17 protein-coding genes and 2 pseudogenes are annotated in these 21,885 nt (G+C 69.1%); 13 read left to right on the top strand and 6 right to left on the bottom strand.

Translation table 11 applies throughout. The features are described from left to right. Positions 1 to 58 precede the first annotated feature (58 nt). The 4 genes from ACWGR4_RS35980 (at position 59) to ACWGR4_RS35995 (ending at position 5,377) form a co-directional block, all read left to right on the top strand. Positions 59 to 1,513, top strand: coding sequence for a peptidoglycan DD-metalloendopeptidase family protein (locus ACWGR4_RS35980; RefSeq protein WP_452131984.1), 1,455 nt, complete (start codon positions 59 to 61; stop codon positions 1,511 to 1,513). Positions 1,514 to 1,546: 33 nt separating this feature from the next. Then, positions 1,547 to 1,807: a hypothetical protein gene (locus ACWGR4_RS35985; protein ID WP_452131983.1), complete on the top strand. Its 261-nt coding sequence runs from the start codon at positions 1,547 to 1,549 to the stop codon at positions 1,805 to 1,807. A 1,391-nt stretch (positions 1,808 to 3,198) separates the two neighbouring features. Continuing rightward, the gene (locus ACWGR4_RS35990; protein WP_452131982.1) at positions 3,199 to 3,585 is read left to right on the top strand and encodes a hypothetical protein; all 387 of its coding nucleotides are present in this window, start codon (positions 3,199 to 3,201) and stop codon (positions 3,583 to 3,585) included. Between the two features lie 1,249 nt (positions 3,586 to 4,834). Beyond that, positions 4,835 to 5,377: a hypothetical protein gene (locus ACWGR4_RS35995; RefSeq protein WP_452131981.1), complete on the top strand. Its 543-nt coding sequence runs from the start codon at positions 4,835 to 4,837 to the stop codon at positions 5,375 to 5,377. A 431-nt stretch (positions 5,378 to 5,808) separates the two neighbouring features. Here the strand turns inward: ACWGR4_RS35995 and ACWGR4_RS36000 are convergent, their stop codons facing one another. Next, positions 5,809 to 7,299, bottom strand: a complete 1,491-nt coding sequence (locus tag ACWGR4_RS36000) for an ATP-dependent nuclease (RefSeq protein WP_452131980.1) — start codon at positions 7,297 to 7,299, stop codon at positions 5,809 to 5,811. Positions 7,300 to 7,503: 204 nt separating this feature from the next. On the opposite strand from ACWGR4_RS36000, the pseudogene ACWGR4_RS36005 reads away from it, so the two are divergent. Next, a pseudogene (locus ACWGR4_RS36005) lies at positions 7,504 to 8,256 on the top strand (IS5 family transposase); the annotation flags it as partial. A gap of 1,053 nt (positions 8,257 to 9,309) precedes the next feature. Here the strand turns inward: ACWGR4_RS36005 and ACWGR4_RS36010 are convergent. Further along, entirely contained in the window at positions 9,310 to 10,758 is a 1,449-nt protein-coding gene (locus ACWGR4_RS36010) for an amidase (RefSeq protein ID WP_452131979.1), read from the bottom strand. Positions 10,759 to 11,223: 465 nt separating this feature from the next. Here ACWGR4_RS36010 and ACWGR4_RS36015 point away from each other — a divergent pair, with 465 nt between their 5' ends. From ACWGR4_RS36015 to ACWGR4_RS36025, 3 genes are all read left to right on the top strand, one after another. Next, positions 11,224 to 12,063, top strand: coding sequence for a helix-turn-helix domain-containing protein (locus tag ACWGR4_RS36015; protein ID WP_452131978.1), 840 nt, complete (start codon positions 11,224 to 11,226; stop codon positions 12,061 to 12,063). Positions 12,064 to 12,128: 65 nt separating this feature from the next. Next, a complete protein-coding gene (locus ACWGR4_RS36020; RefSeq protein ID WP_380014396.1) occupies positions 12,129 to 12,710 on the top strand; it encodes a dihydrofolate reductase family protein in 582 nt (193 codons plus the stop codon). Between the two features lie 378 nt (positions 12,711 to 13,088). Beyond that, positions 13,089 to 13,787, top strand: a complete 699-nt coding sequence (locus tag ACWGR4_RS36025) for a hypothetical protein (protein WP_452131977.1) — start codon at positions 13,089 to 13,091, stop codon at positions 13,785 to 13,787. 76 nt (positions 13,788 to 13,863) lie between these two features. Here the strand turns inward: ACWGR4_RS36025 and ACWGR4_RS36030 are convergent, their stop codons facing one another. Both ACWGR4_RS36030 and ACWGR4_RS36035 read right to left on the bottom strand, forming a co-directional pair. After that, positions 13,864 to 14,343: an HIT family protein gene (locus ACWGR4_RS36030; protein WP_452131976.1), complete on the bottom strand. Its 480-nt coding sequence runs from the start codon at positions 14,341 to 14,343 to the stop codon at positions 13,864 to 13,866. A 656-nt stretch (positions 14,344 to 14,999) separates the two neighbouring features. Next, positions 15,000 to 16,013 carry an ATP-binding protein gene (locus ACWGR4_RS36035; RefSeq protein ID WP_452131975.1) on the bottom strand — a complete coding sequence of 338 codons (1,014 nt, stop codon included), beginning with the start codon at positions 16,011 to 16,013 and terminating at the stop codon, positions 15,000 to 15,002. 460 nt (positions 16,014 to 16,473) lie between these two features. Here ACWGR4_RS36035 and ACWGR4_RS36040 point away from each other — a divergent pair. Then, positions 16,474 to 16,674: pseudogene (locus ACWGR4_RS36040) on the top strand (DUF4158 domain-containing protein); the annotation flags it as partial. Positions 16,675 to 16,706: 32 nt separating this feature from the next. After that, positions 16,707 to 18,716, top strand: coding sequence for a Tn3 family transposase (locus tag ACWGR4_RS36045; RefSeq protein ID WP_452131974.1), 2,010 nt, complete (start codon positions 16,707 to 16,709; stop codon positions 18,714 to 18,716). Positions 18,717 to 18,819: 103 nt separating this feature from the next. Here ACWGR4_RS36045 and ACWGR4_RS36050 read toward each other — a convergent pair whose 3' ends face one another. Then, the gene (locus ACWGR4_RS36050) at positions 18,820 to 19,782 is read right to left on the bottom strand and encodes a zinc-binding dehydrogenase (RefSeq protein WP_452131973.1); all 963 of its coding nucleotides are present in this window, start codon (positions 19,780 to 19,782) and stop codon (positions 18,820 to 18,822) included. Between the two features lie 94 nt (positions 19,783 to 19,876). On the opposite strand from ACWGR4_RS36050, the gene ACWGR4_RS36055 reads away from it, so the two are divergent. Together ACWGR4_RS36055 and ACWGR4_RS36060 are read left to right on the top strand one after the other, a co-directional pair. Then, complete coding sequence (locus tag ACWGR4_RS36055; protein WP_452131972.1) at positions 19,877 to 20,515, top strand: TetR/AcrR family transcriptional regulator; 639 nt, start codon at positions 19,877 to 19,879, stop codon at positions 20,513 to 20,515. Positions 20,516 to 20,589: 74 nt separating this feature from the next. After that, positions 20,590 to 20,952, top strand: coding sequence for a site-specific integrase (locus tag ACWGR4_RS36060; protein ID WP_452131971.1), 363 nt, complete (start codon positions 20,590 to 20,592; stop codon positions 20,950 to 20,952). Between the two features lie 141 nt (positions 20,953 to 21,093). Here ACWGR4_RS36060 and ACWGR4_RS36065 read toward each other — a convergent pair whose 3' ends face one another. Continuing rightward, complete coding sequence (locus ACWGR4_RS36065; protein ID WP_452131970.1) at positions 21,094 to 21,363, bottom strand: hypothetical protein; 270 nt, start codon at positions 21,361 to 21,363, stop codon at positions 21,094 to 21,096. Positions 21,364 to 21,629: 266 nt separating this feature from the next. Between ACWGR4_RS36065 and ACWGR4_RS36070 the strand changes: the two genes are divergently transcribed. Further along, positions 21,630 to 21,885 (top strand): transposase (locus ACWGR4_RS36070; RefSeq protein ID WP_452131969.1); only part of this gene is annotated, 256 nt, incomplete at its 3' end.

The following is a 21,885-nucleotide window of genomic DNA, read 5'->3' on the forward strand; positions in this document are numbered from 1 at the left end:
CCTCATCCGCTTCTTGCGGCTGTCACCCACCCCACCGCCCGACCACTTACTCATCTGCTTGCTCGCACACGGAATCGGGGGTTCGGCGGTGGTGCGTTTCGTGGTGTCCGTGCTGGCCGGGATGCTGCTGTTCATCGTGCTGATTCCGGTCCTGCTGTTCGGCGACGACGGTGGCGGCGGCACGGCGTTCGCGGGTACGGGGGGCGCCCTGCGCGAAGGCGCCAAGATCCCCGCCGAGTACCGCCCGCACATCGAGCAGGCGGCCCAGCAGTGCCCGCAGCTCACCCCGGCACTGCTCGCGGCCCAACTGAAACAGGAGAGCGCGTGGAATCCGCGCGCGGTGAGCGAGGTCGGCGCCCAGGGCCTGGCGCAGTTCATGCCCGGCACCTGGACCTCCTACGGCGTAGACGGCAACGGCGACGGCCGCAAGGACCCGTTCGACCCGATCGACGCCATCCACTCCATGGCCAACTACGACTGCGTGGTGGTCAAGGAGGTCGCCGGCATCCCCGGCGACCCGATCGACCTGATGCTGGCGGCCTACAACGCCGGCCCGAACGCGGTCCGGAAATACCAGGGCGTCCCGCCATACGCGCAGACCCAGGAGTACGTGCGCATCATCAAGGCCTCCGCGGCCGAACTCGCCGCACCGCTCGCCGCGACCGGCGAGGGCATCACGTCGATCATCGCCTGGGCCCAGCAGCAGTTGGGCACCTCGTACTCCTACGGCGGCGACTGCACCGACGCGCACGGAACCGACATGGCCCGCCACTGCGACTGCAGCAGCCTGATGCAGATGGCGTACCTGCGCGGGGCGGGGCTCAAGCTGCCCAGGGACACATACGGCCAGATCGACGCCGGACCGAAGGTCACCGGGCAGCCGCTGCTCCCGGGCGACCTGGTCTTCCCGAACACGGGCCACGTGGGCATGTACGTCGGCTCGATCCCCGGATTCGGCGACGACACGATCATCGAGGCGCCCAAGACCGGCTTCAACGTGCGCTACGCCCACTTCCGCGACTCCGGCTACTGGTCCAAGAGCGTGGTCGTACGCCCTTCGGTCCTGGCCCAACTCGCCACCGCCCCACCGGCGAACGGGGGAGGCGGTGAGGGGGAGGGCGGCTGGGCCCTCCCGTTGGCCTCGTACACCCTGACCGCCCGCTTCGGCCAGTCCGGCGACCGCTGGGCCAACAACCACACCGGCCTGGACTTCGCGGCCGACGAGGGCACCAACGTCCAAGCGGTGGGCGCCGGCGAGATCGTCGAGGCGGGCTGGGCGGGCGCGTACGGCAACCGCCTCGTGCTGCGCCACCCCGACGGCACGGTGACCTGGTACTGCCACCTGTCCTCGTTCGTCCGCTCCCAGGGCGGCGTGCAATCCGGCGAAACCATCGCCAAGGTCGGCGCAACGGGCAACGTGACGGGCCCCCACCTACACCTGGAAGTCCGCCCAGGCGGCGGCGCCCCGATCGACCCATACACCTGGCTCCAGACCAAAGCCCTGAAACCCTAACCAAACCACCGCCCATCACCGAGGAGACCCGCAATGACCAATTCCCCTCACCTACGGCAACGCCGAGCCGAAGCCACCCGCATCCTCACCGCCCTCGAAGCCTGGTCCCGCACCCATTTATCCGACGCACAACACCGCAGCGACCGCCCCGCGATCGCCCACTGGACCCGCGAATCCAACATGTACACCCACGCCCTCCGCTCCCTCCCCACCTCCGACGCCGAACGCCTCGAGGAACTCATCACCACCCACGGCCCCTTGGCCCGAGAAATCACCCGCCCTCGCCGAAATTGACCCCCGAACCGCGTCCGCGAGCGCGTGAGACCCTCACTCGTGGGCGAGTGCCACCGCCGACCACTGCACCGGCCCGAGGTGACGAGGGGCCTCCGGGAAAGCACTCCCGATACCTCACTATCGAACGAACATTCCCATGGTTGATTCGGGCAGACGTACCGATGCTGCGGCTCTGGAGGCCACCTTCGGCGGCGGCCGACCCGGTCCGGCCGACCGCGTCGCGGCCACCCGCGCGACGGCCGCCGCCGCAGACGCCCCGTCGACGAGGTCGAACGAGGAGCCGAACGAGAGGCTCCCGCCCCCGCACTGGCCGACATCGGCCTGCTTGTATCCGGCACCATCGCGTGGATCGAGCCGCTGGGACAAGTTGAAGGTCGAGTCGGGGTACGTCGACTCGACGCTGGGGCGGCATCTCGGGCACCTGCGCCGCTTCGGGCTGGTACAGCTCACCCGCACCCGCACCGGCGCCCTCACGGCCGCACGAGCCCTTTCGCGGACCCTCTACTGGGACGGGGAACTCCAGGGCGGCGACGTCCAGAACAGGCCCGCACACCGGGCCGTGAAGGTCCGCGTCGACCGGGCCCAGGCCCGCTGGTGGGCCGGCGAAGTCACCTGGTGCCACCTCGACCGCGCCGGAGCCCTCATCGACCCACCCGCATCCGCGACACCCCCATCCTCACCAAGGCCCGCACCATGGTCGGCCGCGGCGCTCGCCCACTCGCCCTCGCCTGCCCACAGTGCAACGCTGCGTCCGGCGTCCGCTGGGTCACCTGGCATGGCACTCCCGCCCGCACCATCCATATTGCGCGGTTGTACCCCACCCTCGACCCACAGACCGCATCCACCGGCGCCTGAACGTCGGAACGCGCGACCACGCTCGCCGTGACCCGGATCCGGCCTGGGTATCCCGGGTACGAGGCGGGGAATCCAGGACGCACCAAGGGGAAACCATGGCCCAGCAGTGTCGACGAGGTCATACGGCACCTCACGACCCCGAGCCGGAACAACTTCACCGCCGACGATCAGTACATCGCGGCCGACACCGCACGCCGCAGGCAGATCCTGGCGGCCGACGCGCTGGCTCAGCGCGACACACCAGAACGTCGAGGCTTTCATCCTGCCCCTCGAACGCCCGCAGCCGAATCCCGCTGCCCCCGTTGACATTTGCTTCACCGACGATGCCGGTCGCACCACCAGCTCGCATGAGGGCACCCTCGTGATCTCGGCAGGGGCACGAGGGGCCACTCCCTCAAGGCACGCTTCTACAACTGCGCCGACCTGACGTTCTTCCTTCCCAAGACGCAAGAGGAATCCCACCAGGTCGAGAACGACTGCGACGTGGCCCGCCGATCCACCTCTGAGGTGCTGGGGCCGTTGCCCTGACCCGGTCGTTGCTCGGCCGCGAGTCTTTCGAGATCCGCATTGACGGGAACTCACTGGGCTCCTTCGACTGGAACGATCCCGCGCCCGACGACCCGACGACACACGAACATCTACACGGTCTCGAGCTTCTCGCCAGCGACTTGGATGCCGTCCAGCGCCACTGCCGCACGACGTTCGGCATGCCCGAAGCGCTCACCCTCGGCGAACGGATCGATCTGCGAGTCGCGCGTCTGCTGCTCGAAGGGCACTACGTAATCCACCCCGCGCGCAACACGCGTACGTTCGTCCTCACCAACCCCGAGGCCCCGGGACTGGGCGACCTCCTGGCCGGAAAGGCGAGGGGGGCCGTTTCCGGGACCCCAACCACCGCTTACGGCTGGGGGATCGTGTATTGAACATCGGCCCGGTGGAAGCGTTCCACATGCACACGCTTTTGGACGATCCCGACGGTCGTGCACTGCCAGTACACGACGTCCCTGCAAATGCCCCAACAGCCCCACGCGCCGAGCACACGCGCGTCAGCCAGCATGGCGCCACCGCCCGATTCGCCGACGCCGAACTCGTGGCCCTGCGCTGACGCGTTGCCGAGTGTGGCACCAACATTCACGACTCCGTCGTGTCCACTGCGGCCAAGACCAGCGACTTCGTCCATAGGGTCGTGAGCCGCTTTGACGCTTGGGTCCAGGAACCCGCCTTCGCCGAGGCCGACCGCACGACGCCGCCGTGTAGCCGTTGCAGCGCTACATCCCGTTCCCCGATCTCCTCGAACCGGCCGAGGAGATCGGGGGCCCACGGGTCTTCGACTTCGGCTCGCTGTGGCCGCCATCGCACACCACCAAAGCGTTGTCATGGGTGCGGAGGTCGCCGGCACGCGCGAGCCAAAGCAGTGTGCTCCTGCACTCTTCGCGAGGGTCCCCGCTTCTTTGAACTAGCGCGTGATGCCTCGTCAGTAGAGGTTGTGGTGCGTGGCTTCGCTTGGAGGAGCCGTAACGAGAGTCTCGAGTTCGACCTCGGTATCGCATCGTTCGCAGCGCCTGACGTCTGTGTAGCCCTCGTTGGTGAATTTTACGTGGATCAGTTGTGTGTGCTTCCTGCAGGCGGGGCACTCTGTTTCCCGGACCGTGCGAATGGGTTGCCCGTACTCCTTCGTCATGGAGACATGCTGCCTTGCTCCGGCCCGAGATTTCATTCTGTTGTGTAAACGGCTCAACGCCACGGGTGCCCGCCGCCCGCATCCCCGACATGGTTCGGCTGTACGCCGTCGACGACGCCCGGGCCGCGTCCGCGAGCGCATGAGACAGACCCCCTACCCGGTGGGCGAGCGCACCGCCGACGACCGCACCTGCCCGAGGTGACGAGGGCCTGCGGGAAAGTAGCCCCGATACCCCGTTGTAGAACAAACGTTCCAATGTCGGCGTAGCATGACCAATATGGGTGATCCGGGCGGACGTACCGATGCCGTGGCGCTGGAGGCCGCCTTCGGCGGCGGCCGAGCCTTGGCCGAACGCGTCGCGGCCACCCGCGCGACGGCCGCCACGGACGCCCCGTCGACGAGGCCATACGAGGAGCCGAACGAGGGCCCCGCCCCCGCACTGGCCGACCGGCGTGCCCGTACCCGGCACGGCCGGGTGGATCGAGCGCGGGGTGAGCGAAATTTTGGACCTGGCGGCGCTGGCGCACTACCGCAGGCACCGGGTGCTGTTCGACCACCCCCGGATCGCCGCCCGCGTCACCCGACTCCAGATGCTCGCCGAGCGCGAGGCCCTGCGCGCGGGGTATCGCACGGCCCGGCTGGACCTCGCGGAGGCGTTCGACGACCCCACCGTCGTCGAACGGGCGCTCGCGCTCTACGTCGAACTCGGCCGCGAGTGGCACGAACGCGCCGACCGGGTCGCGGCCGTCGCGCGAGCCCTGCCCGAGCCGGACCCGACGAACGCCTCCCCACCCGACCTCCGTGACGACTACCGTGGGCCCATGAGCGAGACCGGCATCAAGTTCACCGACGCCGAACTCGCGGCCATGCGCGAGCGCGCCGCCGAGCACGGCACGAGCGTCCACGACTACGTCATGTCCACCGCGACCGCCGCCGAGCCCGGCGACTTCGTCGACAAGGCCCTGAGCCGCTTCGACGCCTGGGTCCAGGACCCAGCCTTCGCCGAGGCCGACCGCACCGTCGACGCCGGATAACCGGTGTCCCGCTACGTCACCTTCGCTGAACTCCTGGAACTGGCCGAGGAGATCGGCGCCCCCCGATCTTCGACTTCGGCTCGCTCGTCGCGGCCATCGCCCGCCACCAGGGCGTTGTGATGGGCGCCGAGATCTACCAAGGCGCCCGTCCAGGGCCGCCGCGCTGCTGCACTCCCTGGCCCGGATCCCGGCGCTGGAGACCCACAACGCGACGTTCGCCGCCGCGGTCGCCGCCTCCTACCTCGACGCCCCGGGGCATCACCGTCGACCCGGACCCCGCGAAATGGGCCGCCCTCGCGGTCGACGTCGCCCAGGGCGGCTCCACCGTCGTCGACGTCGCCACCCGCATCCGCACCCTCACGAGCTGATCCGCCCTCCGTCCCGCCGGATCTCCCGGTGCCGGGGGCGGCGAGCTTGTGGCGTCGGGCGGCCTATGCTTCGCGTCGGGGGATCCGGTCGCCGAGGTCCTCGACCATCTTCTCCACCTCGGCGGGGTACGCCTGAGCCCAGGTCGCCAGGAAGGCGCTTGTCACGGTGTGGGCTGACGTGAAGTCCAGATCCTCGCCGATCTGTCCCCAGATTACGTGGCGGTCGATGTTCGACAGGGCGCGGTCGCGTACGACCCGTGCGACCCTGTCCTGCTGGTTGGTGGGCAGCAGGAGTGAGACCGTAAGTTTGGCGGCGAGTTCGTCCAACCGCTCCAGCACCCTCTCGAAGACATGAGCCTCGGGGTATGTCGTTCCGGGGAGAATGAGGATGCCTCGTGCGGGGTCGGCTTGGTGGGCCTGGTCGCCGTCCAGGAGACAGACGGACGGGAATGTCGCGGTGGGATCCTGCGCGTGTTGGGCGTTGACGTCCATGGCGGGCTGGGCTCCGCCCATGCCGTGCACCTTGATGGCGTCCATCTCCACTCCGCCGTGGGTGCGAAGGGCCGTGGTCACCATGATCTCGGCGAACGCGTCCTCCACGAAGATCGCCAACTGGGCGTTGATCTGGCCCGTGATGGTCCGCAGGGCCTTGACGTCGAGCTTGCCCTGGAGCACGTTCCCGCCGTACGCCGCCCAGATTGCGCTGGAGGGCAGCGGCGCCAAGGCATCGTTGGAATGCGTGGTGAACACCACCTGGCAGGACTTTCGCCGGGCTACCTCGATCAGGTACTCGACCATCCGCCGTGTGGCGATGGGATGCAGCCCGTTCTCGATCTCTTCGATCAGGATCAACGCCCCGTCCCCCGCAGCCTCCACCTCGGCAACAATGCGGATGGCGCTCGCCTCCCCCGCACCAAAGTGGAACTCGGAGTACGGCTCTCCTCTGCGGGTGACCCCGGAGAACATCGTCACGCGCCCGGAAGGATCCACGTCCAATTGCAGGAACCCGTCTATGGGCTTGCCGAGGATCCTCGCGGCGTACTCGGTCACCTCCGCGGGAAGTTGTGCTTCCTTCACAGCGGTGAACTTCGTGCTGGTGGCCTTCTTCAGCTTGGCTCGTTCGGTGGCGGGAAGGGTCCGCTCGACCCCGAACACGAGAACCTCGCGCTCCACCGCCTTGCGGCTCCACTTCGACTTCTTGAAGCTGGCGGTCCGAGCCACCGGCAGCCGGGTGCTGAGCCTCTTCTCGATGAGCTCATACTCGATTGACCAGTCCAACATGCTGGCATCGTACTTGCCGCTCTTGGCGAAGAACCGCCCTGGCAGGACACTCGCGTAAGCCAGTGCCGCGGCGCCCAGGACAGTCGTCTTGCCCCCGCCGTTGGGACCCACGAGAGCGGTCACGGGGAAGTCGAAGGAGACTTCCCGGTCGACGAAGCCGCGGACTTTCCGCAGAGTGAGCCGCTTCAGGTACTGCCCGTAGCTGCCTTTCGCGACCTTCGCCTCCAAGTTGTGGATGACGCTGTCGCGGACCTCGCTCTTGTAGTCGCCCATCGATCGAATCCCCCTCGTCCCGGCGTTGAGTCATCCATCCTTCCAGGGAAGATCCCATAGGGCAGGGCGAATTCTCTCGCGCCCCGGCCGGATACAGCGCGCGGCATCAGGGCCGTACGCGGAGCGACAACGAGGACCTCTTATAGATCCTAATAAATTATGAGTTTGGTGTGACTATCGGCTTGTTCGGTCGTTGTGCGTGGTGTGCGTAGAGGTGAGTCGCGTCCGTGGGTGGTTTCGGACGAACTGTGGTCTTTGATCGAGCTGTTGCTGCCCGAGCCGGCGCCGAAGGCGGTGCCGGGTCGGCCTCGTGTGCCTGATCGGCGGGCGTTGTGCGGGATCCTGTTCGTGCTGCACACCGGGATCCAGTGGGAGTTCCTGCCGCAGGAGTTGGGTTTCGGGTCGGGAATGACGTGTTGGCGTCGTCTCGCGTCGTGGAACGAGGCCGGCGTGTGGGATCGACTGCACGCGATCCTGCTCGCGAGACTGCACGCGGCGAAACGGCTCGACTGGTCCCGGGCGGTGATCGACTCCAGCCACGTCCGGGCCGCCCGAAGGGGCCCAAAAGCGGTCCGAGCCCGGTCGATCGCGCACGGCCGGGCAGCAAACACCACGTCCTGGTCGACGGGCACGGAATCCCCCTCGCGGTGTCTTTGACCGGCGGAAACCGCAACGACGTCACCGAACTCCTGCCGCTGCTCGCCAAGGTTCCCCACGTCCGCGGACGGGTGGGACGCCCCCGACATCGACCCGATGCCCTCCACGCCGATCGCGGCTACGACCACGACAAATACCGTCGCCTCGTGTGGGCACGAGGCACCAGGCCGGTGATCGCCCGCCGCGGACAACCCCACGGATCCGGCCTCGGACGAGTGCGATGGGTGGTGGAACGCACCCCTGTCGTGGCTCCACGGTTTCCGTCGCCTTCGCATCCACTGGGAACGACGCGACGACGTCCCCTCCGGCCCCCAACAACCCGCCTCCGCCCCCTTCCCCGCCGTTCGACCTGCGCACGATCGTCCTGCTGGCACTGGCTGCCGCCGCAGTGTTTCTGGGGTATCGCCACCCCGGCCTGATCCCCCCGCTGACCCTGGGCACGACGGTACTTCTGACCGCCCACCTGTTGACCAAATAGGCAAAATCATCGGGGCATCGCCGCCCCATGGCCAATCCGAGTTCGGGGAGGGTGCCCGCCGCGAGCGGGCGGCGCCCTCCCCCGGCCCGTACCGCGCGGGCGCGACGCTGCGTGCGTTGCCCTCCGGCGGACCGTGGCCGGACACCTGCGACAACCGTGACGAAGACTTCGCTCCAGGCGGCGCAGACGTGTCGTAGTGCTGTGCCTGCGTTCATGGGACTCGTTCCGCATCGGCCGGCCGCCTAGTACGCCATCCACCACTCCGGCTACGGAGCCGTCAAGATCGGCACCTGCCTGGAGCCTCGTCAACGCCGCAACAACGCAAACGTACGTCGCGGTTGGCAGCTCCTTGCCGACTTCGGCGCCCCTACTGTAAGGCTGGCTCTGTACTTCGCCGAGGCCGCCCAGCGAGCGCGCCGCTACCCCGAACGGACCGACGGACGTGACGCGGCGTCCCACCCTGCGGCTGATCCGCTGACGTGCCGGTCCTGCTCCATCGCTTGCGACGGCTCTCGGCCGGTTCAGGACCACGAGGGGATGCGCGAAATCCCGTGGGTTCCGCCCGAGTGTCCGTTCCTCCGTGTTGTCTCAGGTCGGCGTGGCGTGCCCTGCTGTGGCAATCACTGCCCGGTGGGAACCACGGGATGTCGGACAGCTGGCGGCCCTGCGCGAGTGTGCGGCCGAGCACGGCATGAGCGCCACGACTACGTGGTTCCACTGCAGTCGCCGAGAGCGGCGACTTCGTCGACAAGGCCCTGAGCCGCTTCGACGCCCGGGTCCAGGACCCGGCCTTCGCCGAGGCCGACCGCACCCTCGACGCCGGATATCCGGTGTCCCGCTACGTCGTTCCCGGCCGCGAGCGGCCTCGGCGGCGCTCAGAACCCCGGTGGGCGGCGGAACCCGCCGATTGCCTTCGCGAGACATTGCGCGAATCGGACCGCCGTGCGGTCGTGTAGGTAGGGTGCGATCACCTGGATGCCGACCGGAAGTCCGTCCCGGGTCGCCCCGATGGGTGCCACCGCCGCCGGCAGGTGGTTGACCGCAGAAGGTGCCATCCAGGTGAGCATTTCGCGGTACGGCCGGTCGGCGCCGTCGATGCGCAGGGTCCGGACCGACCAGGTGGGGTCGGGGCGATGGTCGTGCGGGAAGGCGGCCGTCGGGCTCACCGGGCACAGGAGTACGTCGACGTCGCGGAAGAACTCGGCCCAGCGGCGGCGGGAGTGCTGCCGGCGTTCGTCGAGCGCGTGCCAGTCCCGGAAGCGGAGCGTCAGGTCCGACGCGAACCCACCCAACATCCCTTCCGCTGCAGCGAGTTCCACGAGCCCGGCATACGACTCGTCGGACTCGACCAACCCGCTCTGCGCCATCAGCAACGGCTGATACAGGGCCATCGTCTCCTCCAGCCCGACCGGCCCCTCGCCCTCCACCACGGCCGCGCCCTCGGCCCGCACCGCATCCACCGCCGCTCGCATGATGGCGACCAACTCGCTGTCGACGGGGCAGAACGGGTCGTCGAGCCAGGCCGCGACGCGGAATTCCCGCAGCGTGCGGGCCCTGGCGGCGGGCAACTCCAGCCGCCAGGCCGGGGCGCGTTCGTGGTCGGCCCCCGCGAGGACGTCGAGACCCAGGTCGAGGTCCTCGGCGTGCCTGGCAAGCGGGCCGAGCACCGCCATGTCGAAGTCCGCCAGCGTCCCGGGGGCGTGTCCCGAGACGCTGCCGTGCCTCGGCACGATCCCGAACGACGGGCGCAGTCCGTAGACGCCGCAGAAGTGGGCGGGTACCCGGATCGAGCCCGCCGTGTCGCCGCCGAGTTCCAGGCCGGTCAGCCCCGCGGCCACCGCCGCGGCGGACCCGCCGGACGAACCGCCGGCTCCACGGGCCGGGTCCCACGGATTGTTCGTCGTTCCGTAGATCTCGTTGTGGGTCTGCCAGTCCCGGGCGTCGGCCGGCAGGTTCGACTTGCCGAACACGATCGCCCCCGCGTTCCTGAGCCGCGCGACCGACTCGGCGTCGTGCGTCGAGACGTGATGTCCCCAGCGGGTCGAACCCCCGGTGGTCCGCATGCCCGCGACTTCGAGACTGTCCTTGATCGTCACGGGCACGCCGTGCAGCCGGCCGAGCGGCTCGCCGCGCGAGACCGCGCGGTCGGCCGCCAGCGCTGCGGCTCGCGCGCCCTCCTCGTCCCGGGCGACGATGGCGTTGACCTTCGGGCCGAACTGCTCCAGCCGGTCGAGGTAGTGGTCGAGCAGCTCGACGCTCGACACCTCCTTCGCCGCGACGGCGGCGGCGAGTCGGCTTGCGGAATGAAATGCCGGATCGGTCATGCGAACCTCCGAAAAAAACCCGAACCGCAGCGATCACACCACTGCGGCCGACACAAAAGCCCAGGTCAGGGCCGGTCAAGGCCGAGACTAACGTGCGTAGGCGATCAAATCGGCGTGTGGCCTTGGTCACTTCTGTCGGCAGCTCGTCCGGCACTCAAGGGGCGGCAACCGGAGGCCGACGGCCACGCCCGCCACACGAGACGTGCGCAAGCACCCGACCCGGCAGACGTCCCACGTCCACCGAGCGCCCTCGCGCGCCCAGGACTGCTCGGCCTCGTCGAGCGCAGGAACGCCCACACCACACCGCACGCGTATCCCACACATGTCGCGGCCGGGCGCTCGTCCAGGATCGGCCCCGAGTCGACGCCGGCTTGTTCCCGCCTCGTTCCCGCCTCGTCGCCGACGGCAGCGCGCCCGACCCGTCCCGGCGCGCGGTGCCGGCGCGGCGTCCGCGATGCTGTGCGCGTGAAGTACGTGTCCCAAGTGCCGCAGCCGCCGCTGGACGGGCTGATCGACGACCTCTACTACCTCGAGGGCGCGCCGCCGTACGCCCGGCTGACGCTGCCGGTGATGCCGGCGGCGCTGCTGATCGTCAACCTCGGGGCGCCGTTTCGCATCCGCGCCGGCACCGACATCGCGACGGCCGAGTACGCCGACGGCTGCGTGGTCACCACGCCCACCCGCGCGTTGGAGTTCGGCTACCCGCCCCGGACCCGGTCCGTCGGCGTGCACTTCAAGCCGTGGGGGCCGGCGTCGTTCCTGCCGATGCCCGCGGCCGAACTGCGCGACCGGCCGGTGACGTTGGAGCAGGTCTGGGGCCGCCCCGCCGTCGCCGAGCTGCGCGAGCGGCTGGCCGCAGCCGACGGACCGCACGCGATGCTGACGCTCCTCGAAGAGGACCTGACGCGACGGCTGAGCGAGAGGGCCGGCCTGGGGCTGGTCCGCCACACGGGCGGCGTCATCGCGGCGACCGGCGGGGCGGTGGCGATCGGCGACCTGAGCCTGGCGGCCGGTGTCAGCGGTACCCATCTGGCGCAGCGGTTCAAGGAACTCGTCGGCATCACGCCGAAGCGGCTGGCCCGCACCCACCGCTTCACCGCCGCCGTGTTCGCGATCGACCCCGCCGGACCGATCGACTGGAGTGAACTCGCCGGTGGCGCGGGCTACTTCGACCAGGCCCACTTCGGCCACGAGTTCCGGGCGTTCACCGGACTCACACCGACCCGATACCTCGACATCCGACGGCGGTTCCTGCGCGAACATCCCGGCCACACGCTGGACGGGTGGCCGCTGCCGGCCGATTGATTTCCTACAAGAGCGACGGCTCACGACCCGCTAATTTGGGGCACCCGAAAGCAGAGGAGAGCCCCGTGGGCAAGGTGGTCATGTACGGCTCGGTGTCGGTGGACGGCTTCGTCGCGGACGAGAACGACCAGCCCGGACCGCTGTTCGACTGGTTGTCCGGCGGCGACGTCCCATTGGACGAGAGCGGCGAGGTGAAAGTGTCGCGGACGTCCTACGACTACACCCGGCGGTACTGGGACCAGATCGGGGTGACGGTCGCCGGCCGCCACGTCTTCGACATGACGGACGGCTGGGACGGGAAGCCGCCGAGCGGGATCGACCACGTGGTCGTCGTGACGCACCGGCCGGCGCCCGAAGGCTGGGACCCCCGGGCGCCGTTCCACTTCGTCGACGGCGTCGAGGCGGCCATCGCCAAGGCGCAGGAGCTTGCGGGCGACCGCATCGTCGAGGTCGCCGCCGGCGACGTCGGCGGCCAAGTGCTTGCCGCGGGCCTGGTCGACGAGGTGCGCATGGACGTCGTGCCCGTCGTGTTCGGGTCCGGCAAACGCTACTTCGGGTCACTCGACGCGCAACACCTATTGGAGGACCCCGACGTGGTGATTCAAGGCGACCGGGTGCTCCACCTGCGCTACCGCGTGCGCCGTTGACCGATCCGAGCGGGAATACGAAGCAGTCCACTACAAGCGAATTCCAGTGAGAGCAAGAAGCCGCGGTGTCCAAGGCCGAGGTCGAGGCCGGGGTTGTGGACGAGGACCGTTGGGCGCACTGGCCGGAGCCGTGGGTGGGCACCGAGTGCGACGTGCGTACCGTGGTGAGCGCCCTCCCGCGCCACGCCAAGGACGGGTTCCGGTACGACGCGATCCCGTGGCGGCGCTTCCCGCACTTCTACGGCCGGGGCGAAGAGATCCCCGAACTCCTCACGACGCTCGCCACCACCGACGCCGAAGCCGCCGAACGGGCCCTGGACCAGCTGTGGAACAAGCCTGCACCACCAGGGCGGCACCATCGAGGCGGCAGCCCTGGCGGTGCCGTTCCTGCTCCGGATCGCCGCCACCGGATTCCCGGGCCTGCGCGCGACGACGCTTACCCTGGTCGCCGCGAGCGGACGCGGCCAACACCTCGGCGACGCAACCCGCGAAGGCCTCCTCCACGTCGCCGAAGAGCCGCTGATGATCGGCCCCGTGGACTGCCCGGTGGACTGGACGATCCAGGCCGCCCGCGACGCCATCACCGCCGACGTGCACCTGCTGCTGCCACTCCTGGCGGACCCCGATCCGGAGGTCGGGTCGGCGGTCGCCTTCGTCCTGGCGTTGGCGACCGCCGAGACGACCCGCATCACCGCGGCTCTGCACGACCGACTGGCCACGGACGACGACCCCGCGGTCCAGGCGAGCCTGGTTCTGGCGATCGCCCAACTCGGCCGTGAACACCACGATGTACACGTCGCCGGATGGGCCCGCGACCTGTGGTCGGCACCGGACCGTCCCCGGCACATCCGCATCGGCGCCGGCATCGCCTGGCTGTGCCTCGTCGAGGACCCCGCTCCCGACGACCTCCGTGCCCTCCTCACCCACCCTGACACCGCCCGAGCCGGCGACCTGTTCCAGCGGGTGCCATGGTTCCCATGGGCCGACTCCACCAGCGGCCTGCGCCGCTGCGTCCACGAAATGCTGCGCACCGCAGACGGCCCGGGACGCTTCGGCATGGACACGGCCCCCGACTGACGGCCCACCGGCGCCGTGGCGTGACGCCGTCCCCTGACCGCCCCCGGGCGGCCGTACCACCGATCCGCCGCCGCACTCACGGCGTTGACGCGCTCGGCACCGATCCGAGGTGCCCGCGTATCGCGAGCGCCACACGGTCCATCTCCGCGGTCGACACCCGCTCCGCCTCGGTCGGATTCAACAGGGCGAACACGCCCGGCCCGCGCAACTCGGGAGCCAGGCCCGCCATACGGGGCACCACGTGGAAGTGCACATGCTCGAACCCCGGTTTCTCGGCGAACTGCGCCACGTAGGTCTTGGCGCACCCGGTCACCGCCTGCAGCGCCCGCGACACATGGACCTGCAACAGCCCCAGACCGGCGGCCTCGTCCTCGGTCAGGTCCGCGATCGAGGTCACATGGCGCCGAGGGACCAGGACCAGCCAGCCCGGCATGCTCGTACGGACCGCGTGCGTCACCCTCCACAGCGCGTCGGAAACGATGCGTTCGCGAGGCGGAAGGGTGTCGTACAAGGCGTCCTGCCGACAGGAGTAGCAACTTTCGGAAGGTGTCGTCACGCCCACGAGCGTAGGCGGCGCGTGAAACCACGAAAAGGGGAAGTCCCTTTCCTGACTACCCTGGTGCGCGGTCGCGCGTTGTCGCACAACGCGCCGATTTCGCCCAACACCGGCACGGACCCCTCACGTTCGAGCAGTGCGCGAGGACCGGGACCACCCCGGCGGACATCCGAGCGCCATTCCGGGCGAGAAGCGCCTCTTACCGGACACCGGGGTCGCGCCGCACCCCGCCGATCTCGGCGAAGCCGACTGGCAGCGGACCGGCCACGACGGGCCGTCGGGTCGCTGCACCACACGGTTTGGGCGCCGTCGACGCGGACGTCGCGGCAGAGCAGACCGAACCCCGACCGGCCGGCGCTTGTCCACCAAGGCCAAGCCGCTGCGGCTTCGGCCCACGAGCGCCGGGCCTGTGTCGACGCAGGCGGAAGGCGTCGAGTCGGCGACCGTCACGGTTCACCGTGGGCCCGCGAGGTCAGCGCGTCGTCCCGGATCCACAACCGGGAGCGGAAGTCGCCACCCGCGACGTCCGGACGCGGCGGCGTCCCGCAGTCGCAACCGGTGGCTGCTCCGTTGGTTCGCGTCCGATGCCCGCACGCCGGTTGTCGCGTCGGGGTCGGCTCGCCGCCGAGCCCCGAGCATGGCTTTGTCACCGCCGCTCAGTGGTAGAGATCGTCGACGCCCACGAGGAGTACGTCGCCGTCGTCCGCGGCGTGCTCGCGAAGGTCGGCGGTGAATCCGGCGCCGCTGTAGCAGACGAGTTTCGCGGTCGAGGCGCCGTGGCGGTTCCGGGCGGTGAGCAGGGCCCGGATGTGGCGCAGGCGTTCGAGGTGGGGCAGGCCCATCGTCTCGCCCCACTTGACCTCCCCGATCGCCAGCAGCGGTTGGCGGTTGTCGTCGTCGAGGCCGAAGGCGACGACATCCAGTTCGTGGCTCGTCTTGCGCGCGGGGTCGTTGATCGTTCCGGAACCGATCCGGTAGGGGTGGTCGCCGAGGAGATCGGGGCCCGCGTGGTGGCGGGTCCAGTGGCGGCAGACCTGTTCGTAGTGGGGGCCCATGACGTTGCCGACGAAGCGGCGTTGGCTGCGTTGCCACAGCGCGGTCGCGTCGCGGGTGTGCTCCAGGTCGGACCACAGGGGTCGCATGACGGAGTGGTAGAAGGTGACCAGGGGTTCGGCGATGCGGAACGTGGTGCGGTTGTCCTTGAAGACGTCGGGTTCGCGGGTGATCAGGCCGCAGTCCTCGAGGACGGTCAGCGGATGGGCGAGGTCGCCTGACTTGCGGCCCATGTAGGAGGCGATGCCGCCCCGGTTGTGGTTGCCGGCGGCGATGCCCGCGAGGACGGAGTGGTAGAGAGCCCCGTCGTGCAGATCGGGTTCGTCCGCGAGGAGGTAGCGGGCCTCGCGGAAGAGCGGACTGGACGCGGAGAGTACGGTGCGGATCACCCATGCGTCGAAGTCGTCGGGTCCCGACGGGGTGTCGTCGCGGGCGAATTCGCGGCGGTAGGCGGGTGTGCCGCCCACGATGGCGTTGACCTTCAGGGCGGTCCCGGGGTCGTCGATTCCCCAGAACTCGGCGGCCAGTCGGTAGTCGAGGGTGGGTACGAGCAGTTCCAGTCCCGCGCGACCGCGCAGAGGCGCGTTGCCGCTGAGGAGGCGGCCCATGAAGGACATCGCCGATCCGCACAGCAGCAGCCTGGTGCGGCTGGCGTCGCGTTCCTCGCGTCGGATCTCCTCGACATGGGTCCACCTATCATAACTGGGCTTATGATAAGTCCATCTTTCGGGGTTGCCTGTACTTCGGATCACCACGCGACAGACACGGACACACTCTCCGGCCCGACGTGCACTCCGCCCCCGGCCCGGCGAGACCGGGCATCGTCGGACCCTCCCGGGGCCGGGGATGTCGCCGGGTTGGAGGGCGGCGACGTCGGCGGGGGCCTTTTCGGCACGTTTCGGGGTACGCCTCGCGTTCGGCGTGCTCGGTCGGCGCCCGGTAGATGCCGGCCACGGCCCCGGTGCCTAGCTCGGACACCAGCCGCAAGGTAGGTCGCGGGTAGCCGAACGCGCCCCGTTTTCCGGCCCTGGGCGCGGTCGTTGGTCTGATCGAGTGATCGAGGCCAAAGGGGCGGGCGTGCGGCAAGAGTGGTCGCCAGAGGATCTGTTGGCGAACTGGACGCTGGTAGACGGCGACTGGGACCTGGTGGCGAACAAGAGCGGGACGACCCGGCTCGGCTTCAGCCTGTTGCTGAAGTTCTTCGAGCTGGAAGGCCGGTTCCCGGATGTGCTGGAAGAGATCCCGTCGGTCGCGGTGGAGTACGTCGCCGATCTGGTGAAGGTCCGGCCGCCGACTTCGCGAAGTACACGTTGGTCGGCCGGACTGCCGAGTACCACCGCAAGCAGATCCGTGAGGCGCTCGGGTTCCGGCCGGCGACGCTCGCGGACGAGGAGGCGCTCACCGGGTGGCTGGCTGTGGAGGTGTGCCCGGTCGAGCTGGTGGAGGCCCGGCAGCGCGACGCTCTGCTGGTCGAGTACCGGGCGCGGAAGGTCGAGCCGTCGGGCCGGACCCGCGTCGAAAAGATCCTGGTCGGCGCCCGGGGCCGGTGGGAGTCAGCATTCTGCGCCCGCGTCATCGAGCGCCTAGGCGAGGCGGGTACAGGCCGACTGCTGTGTCTTGTGGCCGAGGACAACGAGACCGGCACCGCCCTGCTGGCCGCGCTCAAGCGCGACCCGGGTGCGGTCGGCCTGGACTCCCTGCTCACCGCGATCACCAAGCTCAACGACGTCCGCAGACTGGGCTTGCCCGAGGGACTGTTCGCGGACTGCTCGGAGAAACTGTTGGCCGCGTGGCGGGCCCGGGCGATCAAGATGTACCCCTCGGACTTCCTCGACACGAGCGCAGACGTGCGGGTCACCCTGCTCGCGGCACTGTGCTGGTCGAGGCAAGCAGAGATCACCGACGCCCTGGCCGAACTGTTGGTCGCCCTGGTCCACAAGGTCAACGCCCGTGCCGAGCGGCGGGTGGAGAAGCAGCTGACGGCCGAGCTGAAGAAGATCCGCGGCAAGGAGGGCATCCTCTTCAAGCCGGCGGCGGCGGCCGTCGACAAGCCCGACGAGGTCGTACGCCGGGCCCTGTTCCCGGTGGTGGGTGAGAAGACGCTGCGTGAGCTGGTGGCTGAGGCGAAGGCGAACGAGAAGGTGTTCAAGGCCAAGGTCCGCACCACCCTGCGCTCCTCCTACAGCTCGTACTACCGGCAGATGCCGCCGCCGCTGCTGAACACGCTGGGCTTCCGGTGTGACGACACCGCCTACCGGCCGGTGATGGACGCGATGAGGCTGCTGAAGAAGTACGCCGATGTCGACGGCACGTTCGCCGCCCGCGATGCCGCCTGGTGGGGTCGCGGCACCGCGTGCGCGTCGGACTCGAAGAAGTTCGGGTCCTGGTCCAGCAACTTCATGACCGAGTACCACGCCCACCACGGCGGCAACGGCGTGATGATCCAGTGGCACGTCGAGCGGAAGAACGTCTGCATCTACTCCCAGCTCAAGTCCTGTTCGTCGTCCGAGGTCGCGGCGATGATCGAGGGCCTGCTGCGGCACTGCACGGACGCCGAGATCGAGTCCCAGTACGTCGACACGCACGGCGCGAGCGTGGTCGGGTTCGCCTTCACCGAACTGCTCAACTTCCGCCTGCTGCCGCGGCTGAAGAACATCGGCAGCATCCGCCTGTACCGCCCGGACGACACCCCAGCCGACTGGCCGGCGCTAGGCGCCTCGCTGACGCGGCCGATCCGCTGGGAACTGATCGAGCAGCAGTACGATCAGATGGTGAAGTACGCGACCGCACTCCGGCTCGGTACCGCCGAGGCCGAACAGGTGCTGAGGCGCTTCACCCGCGGCGGCCCCAAGGACCCCACCTACGCCGCGCTCGAAGAACTCGGCCGCGCGGTCCGCACGGTCTTCGCATGCGACTACCTGGCCAGCCCCGGCCTGCGTCGGGAGATTCACGGCGGCCTTCGGGTCGTGGAGAACTGGAACTCGGCGAACACGGTGCTGCACTACGGCAAGGACGGTGCCCTGACCGGCCCGGACAAGGAGCACGCCGAGACGTCGATGCTCGCCCTGTACCTACTCCAGTCGGCGCTCGTGCACGTCAACACCCTGCTGCTCCAGCAAGTTCTGGACGAGCCGAAGTGGGCGAAGAAGCTCAGCGACGAGGACCGGCGCGGACTGACTGCTCTGTTCTGGTCGAACGTCAACCCCTACGGGGAGGCCAACCTCGACATGGGCGCCCGCCTCAACCTCGCGGCGGCCTCCGTACCGGTCCCCCGGGCCCCGGCCGAACGGGCGGCACAATCCACCGTGGAAAACGAGTGAACCTGTGCCTGTGCAGCACCGGGAGAGGGCCGCACCGGCGTCTCTCATGACGGGACCCGACCCGTGGATGCCCCAGGCGCCCCCGGAGGAGAGAGCACGGGGGCTACGGTGTCAGCACGATCCTGCCGAAGACTTCACCCGCGTCCATCTTCTGGTGCGCCAGCACAGCTTCATCCAGTGGCAGCAGTTCGTGCACCACCGCTTCGATCTCGCCACGGCCGGCAGCGGCGAACTGCTTGCCGCGTACGGCACTCAGGTCGGCTGGGGTGACGGTAGCTGCGCTGAAAGCGGCGAAGGACATCGACTTCTGGAACGCCGTCATGATCCTCGTGCCGAAGTCGGCGGGCGGCTGACCTGCGACAGCGCCCACGGCCACCATGCGGCCGTTCGGGTTGAGCCTGTCGAAGAACGACGGCATGTCCTCACCGGCCACAACGTCGATGATGACGTCATAGCCCGCGGGAGCCTCTTTTCCTCCGTCGCCGGAGCGGTCCAGCACGTGGGTCGCGCCGAGGCGGCGCAGCCGCTCGCCGCGCTCGGATGACGATGTCGTGACCGCCACCGCGGCGGCACCACCGCGAGCCGCGAGCTGGACTGTCATGATCCCGATACTGCCGGCCGCGCCACGCACCAAGACCGTCTCCCCGGGAGCGAAACGGGCGTGGCGAAGCCCGAAGTGGGCCACCGAGCCGGAACTGCCGAGCGTCACCGCGGCAGCGGCGGACAGGCTGCTGGGCAGGGGAAGAATCTGCTCGACCGGCGCGACGGCCTGTTCGACGTAGCCTCCGCCGGTGCCGGTAAAGCCCCACACCCGCCGGCCGATCCACGACGCGTCGACGTCCTCACCGACCGCGGTCACCGTGCCCGCCACCTCGCCACCCGGGATGTGGCCCTCCTTGAAGCCGTAGGCGGCCAGAGCCCCGCTTCGGATCACGGTGTCGACACCACCGACGCCCACCGCCTCGGTGGCTATCAGTACCTGTCCGGCGGCAGGTGCGGGCACCGGCAGGTCGACAACGGCCAGGCCGTCAGGACTTCCGAACGTCTGGATCGAGATTGCCTTCAATGTGGTCTCCAGGTTCTCGGACCGCTCAAGCGCGAGGGCTTCTACGTTTCGGACCGTAACGGACGCCCCCGTCCGCTTAGGTAAAGTGAGAGTGGTGACCGACCGTTTCCCTCATACGTTGCGCTCCGACGCGCTGGACAACCGCGAACGCATCCTCGACGCGGCCCGAGCGCTGTTCTCCGCCGACGGCCTGGACGTGCCGATGCGGGAGGTCGCGCGGCGCGCAGGCGTGGGACCTGCCACCTTGTACCGTCGTTTCCCGACCAAGCAGATGCTGGTCGCCGAGGCCTTCGCGGACCAGTTCCATGAATGTCGCGCCATTGTCGACGAGGGGTGCGCCGATCCTGATCCGTGGCGTGGCCTGTGCCTGGTGATCGAGAGGATCTGTGAGCTGCACGCACGCGATCGGGGCTTCACCCAAGCCTTCCTGTCCACCTACCCGGGGGTGAAGGATGTCGCCGCAGGCCGTGAGTACACGATGAAAGCAGTCGCCGAACTGGCTCAGCGAGCCAAGGAAGCGGGGCACCTGCGGTCCGACTTCGTCCTGGACGACCTGATTCTCGTACTCATGGCCAACAAGGGGATCCACGTCACCTCGACTGCCAGCCAGGTCAAGGCATCCCGACGCTTCGCAGGGCTGGTCATCCAGGCGTTCGAAGCCTGCCCTCAGCACGCACCACTACCACCAGCGGTACGACTGACATCCGCACCAGCCCACGTCCTGTCGCGGTAAATGCCGGATTTACTGCGGCGGAGCCCCTACGGTGATCACCGCGACCTGCGGCCGACGAGGTGCTGTGCCTGAACGTGGAGGACCTCTACCCGCAGGACAAGCGCGGCAGGATCACCGCCAAGGGCGGGGCCACGGAGTGGATTCACTGGCAGTCCGGCACCGCCCAGCTCCTGCCCCGGCTCATCGCCCGCCGCACCCGCAGCCCGCTGTTCCTCACCGACCGCAAGGCCCCGGCCGGGACGCCGACACTCGACGTGTGCCCGGAGACCGGCCGGGCCCGGCCCCACGACGCCGAAGACGGCACCTCCACCTCGATGCTGCTGGCCCGCTCCCGCCACGCGTCTGTCCGCTCCCTGGAGCGATACGCCCGTCCCGGAGTCGACGCGGTCGCCCGTCACGTCGCCGAACGCGACCCCGCCGCACGTCGCCGCACGTGACGTCCGTCGTTTGCGGCCGGTGACAGCGTTCTTACCGGCACCCCGTGTCAGTCCGTTGCCGGTGCCGCGTTCTCTTGTGGTGCGCGGGGACGGGGCAACACGGCCACCGGCTCGTCGGCCAAGTCCAGGTGGGTGTTCATGTCAAGTTCGAATCTGCCGTACGGGTTCACGTGCGCCCTCCTTCAACGGCTGGTCCAGATAACGCTGGAGTAGGTCGATCGCGTCCATCACCGGCCGGTACGCGGTGTTGTTGCACTTCAGGTCCAGCGACTTCAGCAACGGCGCAAGCATGCGCCGCCAGTGTGCCGAGTACGCCGACCGCAACACCGTGCGCACCCGCGCCTTGTACCGGGTCTCGTTCGCCGCCGCCTCGGCGGCCAACGCCTTCAGCGTCCGTTCCCCGCCGACCACGGGGCTCCCGGGCCTTTTCGGAGTATCTGCGGGGTGGTCCCTATGACAGGGTGTTGACGCAGCTGCGCATCGGGCTCCGTGTTCATCTATCGGTCGTTTACCGAACACCCGCCCCCGGCGCCGCCGAACGCCCGAACTTCCACCCCAGTCGTTCATTTTCCCGTTCATCAACTGCTAGGGCCTGTACGGAGTTGTGATCAATCCCGATCGCGAAGTGGTAGAACACTTTCGTGGCGCGACGTTAACTCGACGATGACGAGTGGGAGTTGATCGAGCCGTTCCTGCCGATAGGCGGCTTCGGTCCGTACCCGCAGCGGCTGCGGGAACAGTTCGAGGGTGTCGTCCGGCGGTTCCGCACCGGCAGTCGGTGGCGGGAGATGCCGGGCGAGTTCGGGCCCTGGTCGACGGTGTACGACCGGTTTCGCCAGTGGCGCGACGTCGGCGTGTTCGCCGCGCTGATGGACGCGATGATCGCCGAGGCCGCGGGGCGCGGACAGGTGGACATGTCCCTGGTCGGCGTCG

This window comes from Embleya sp. NPDC055664 (genome assembly GCF_053618075.1).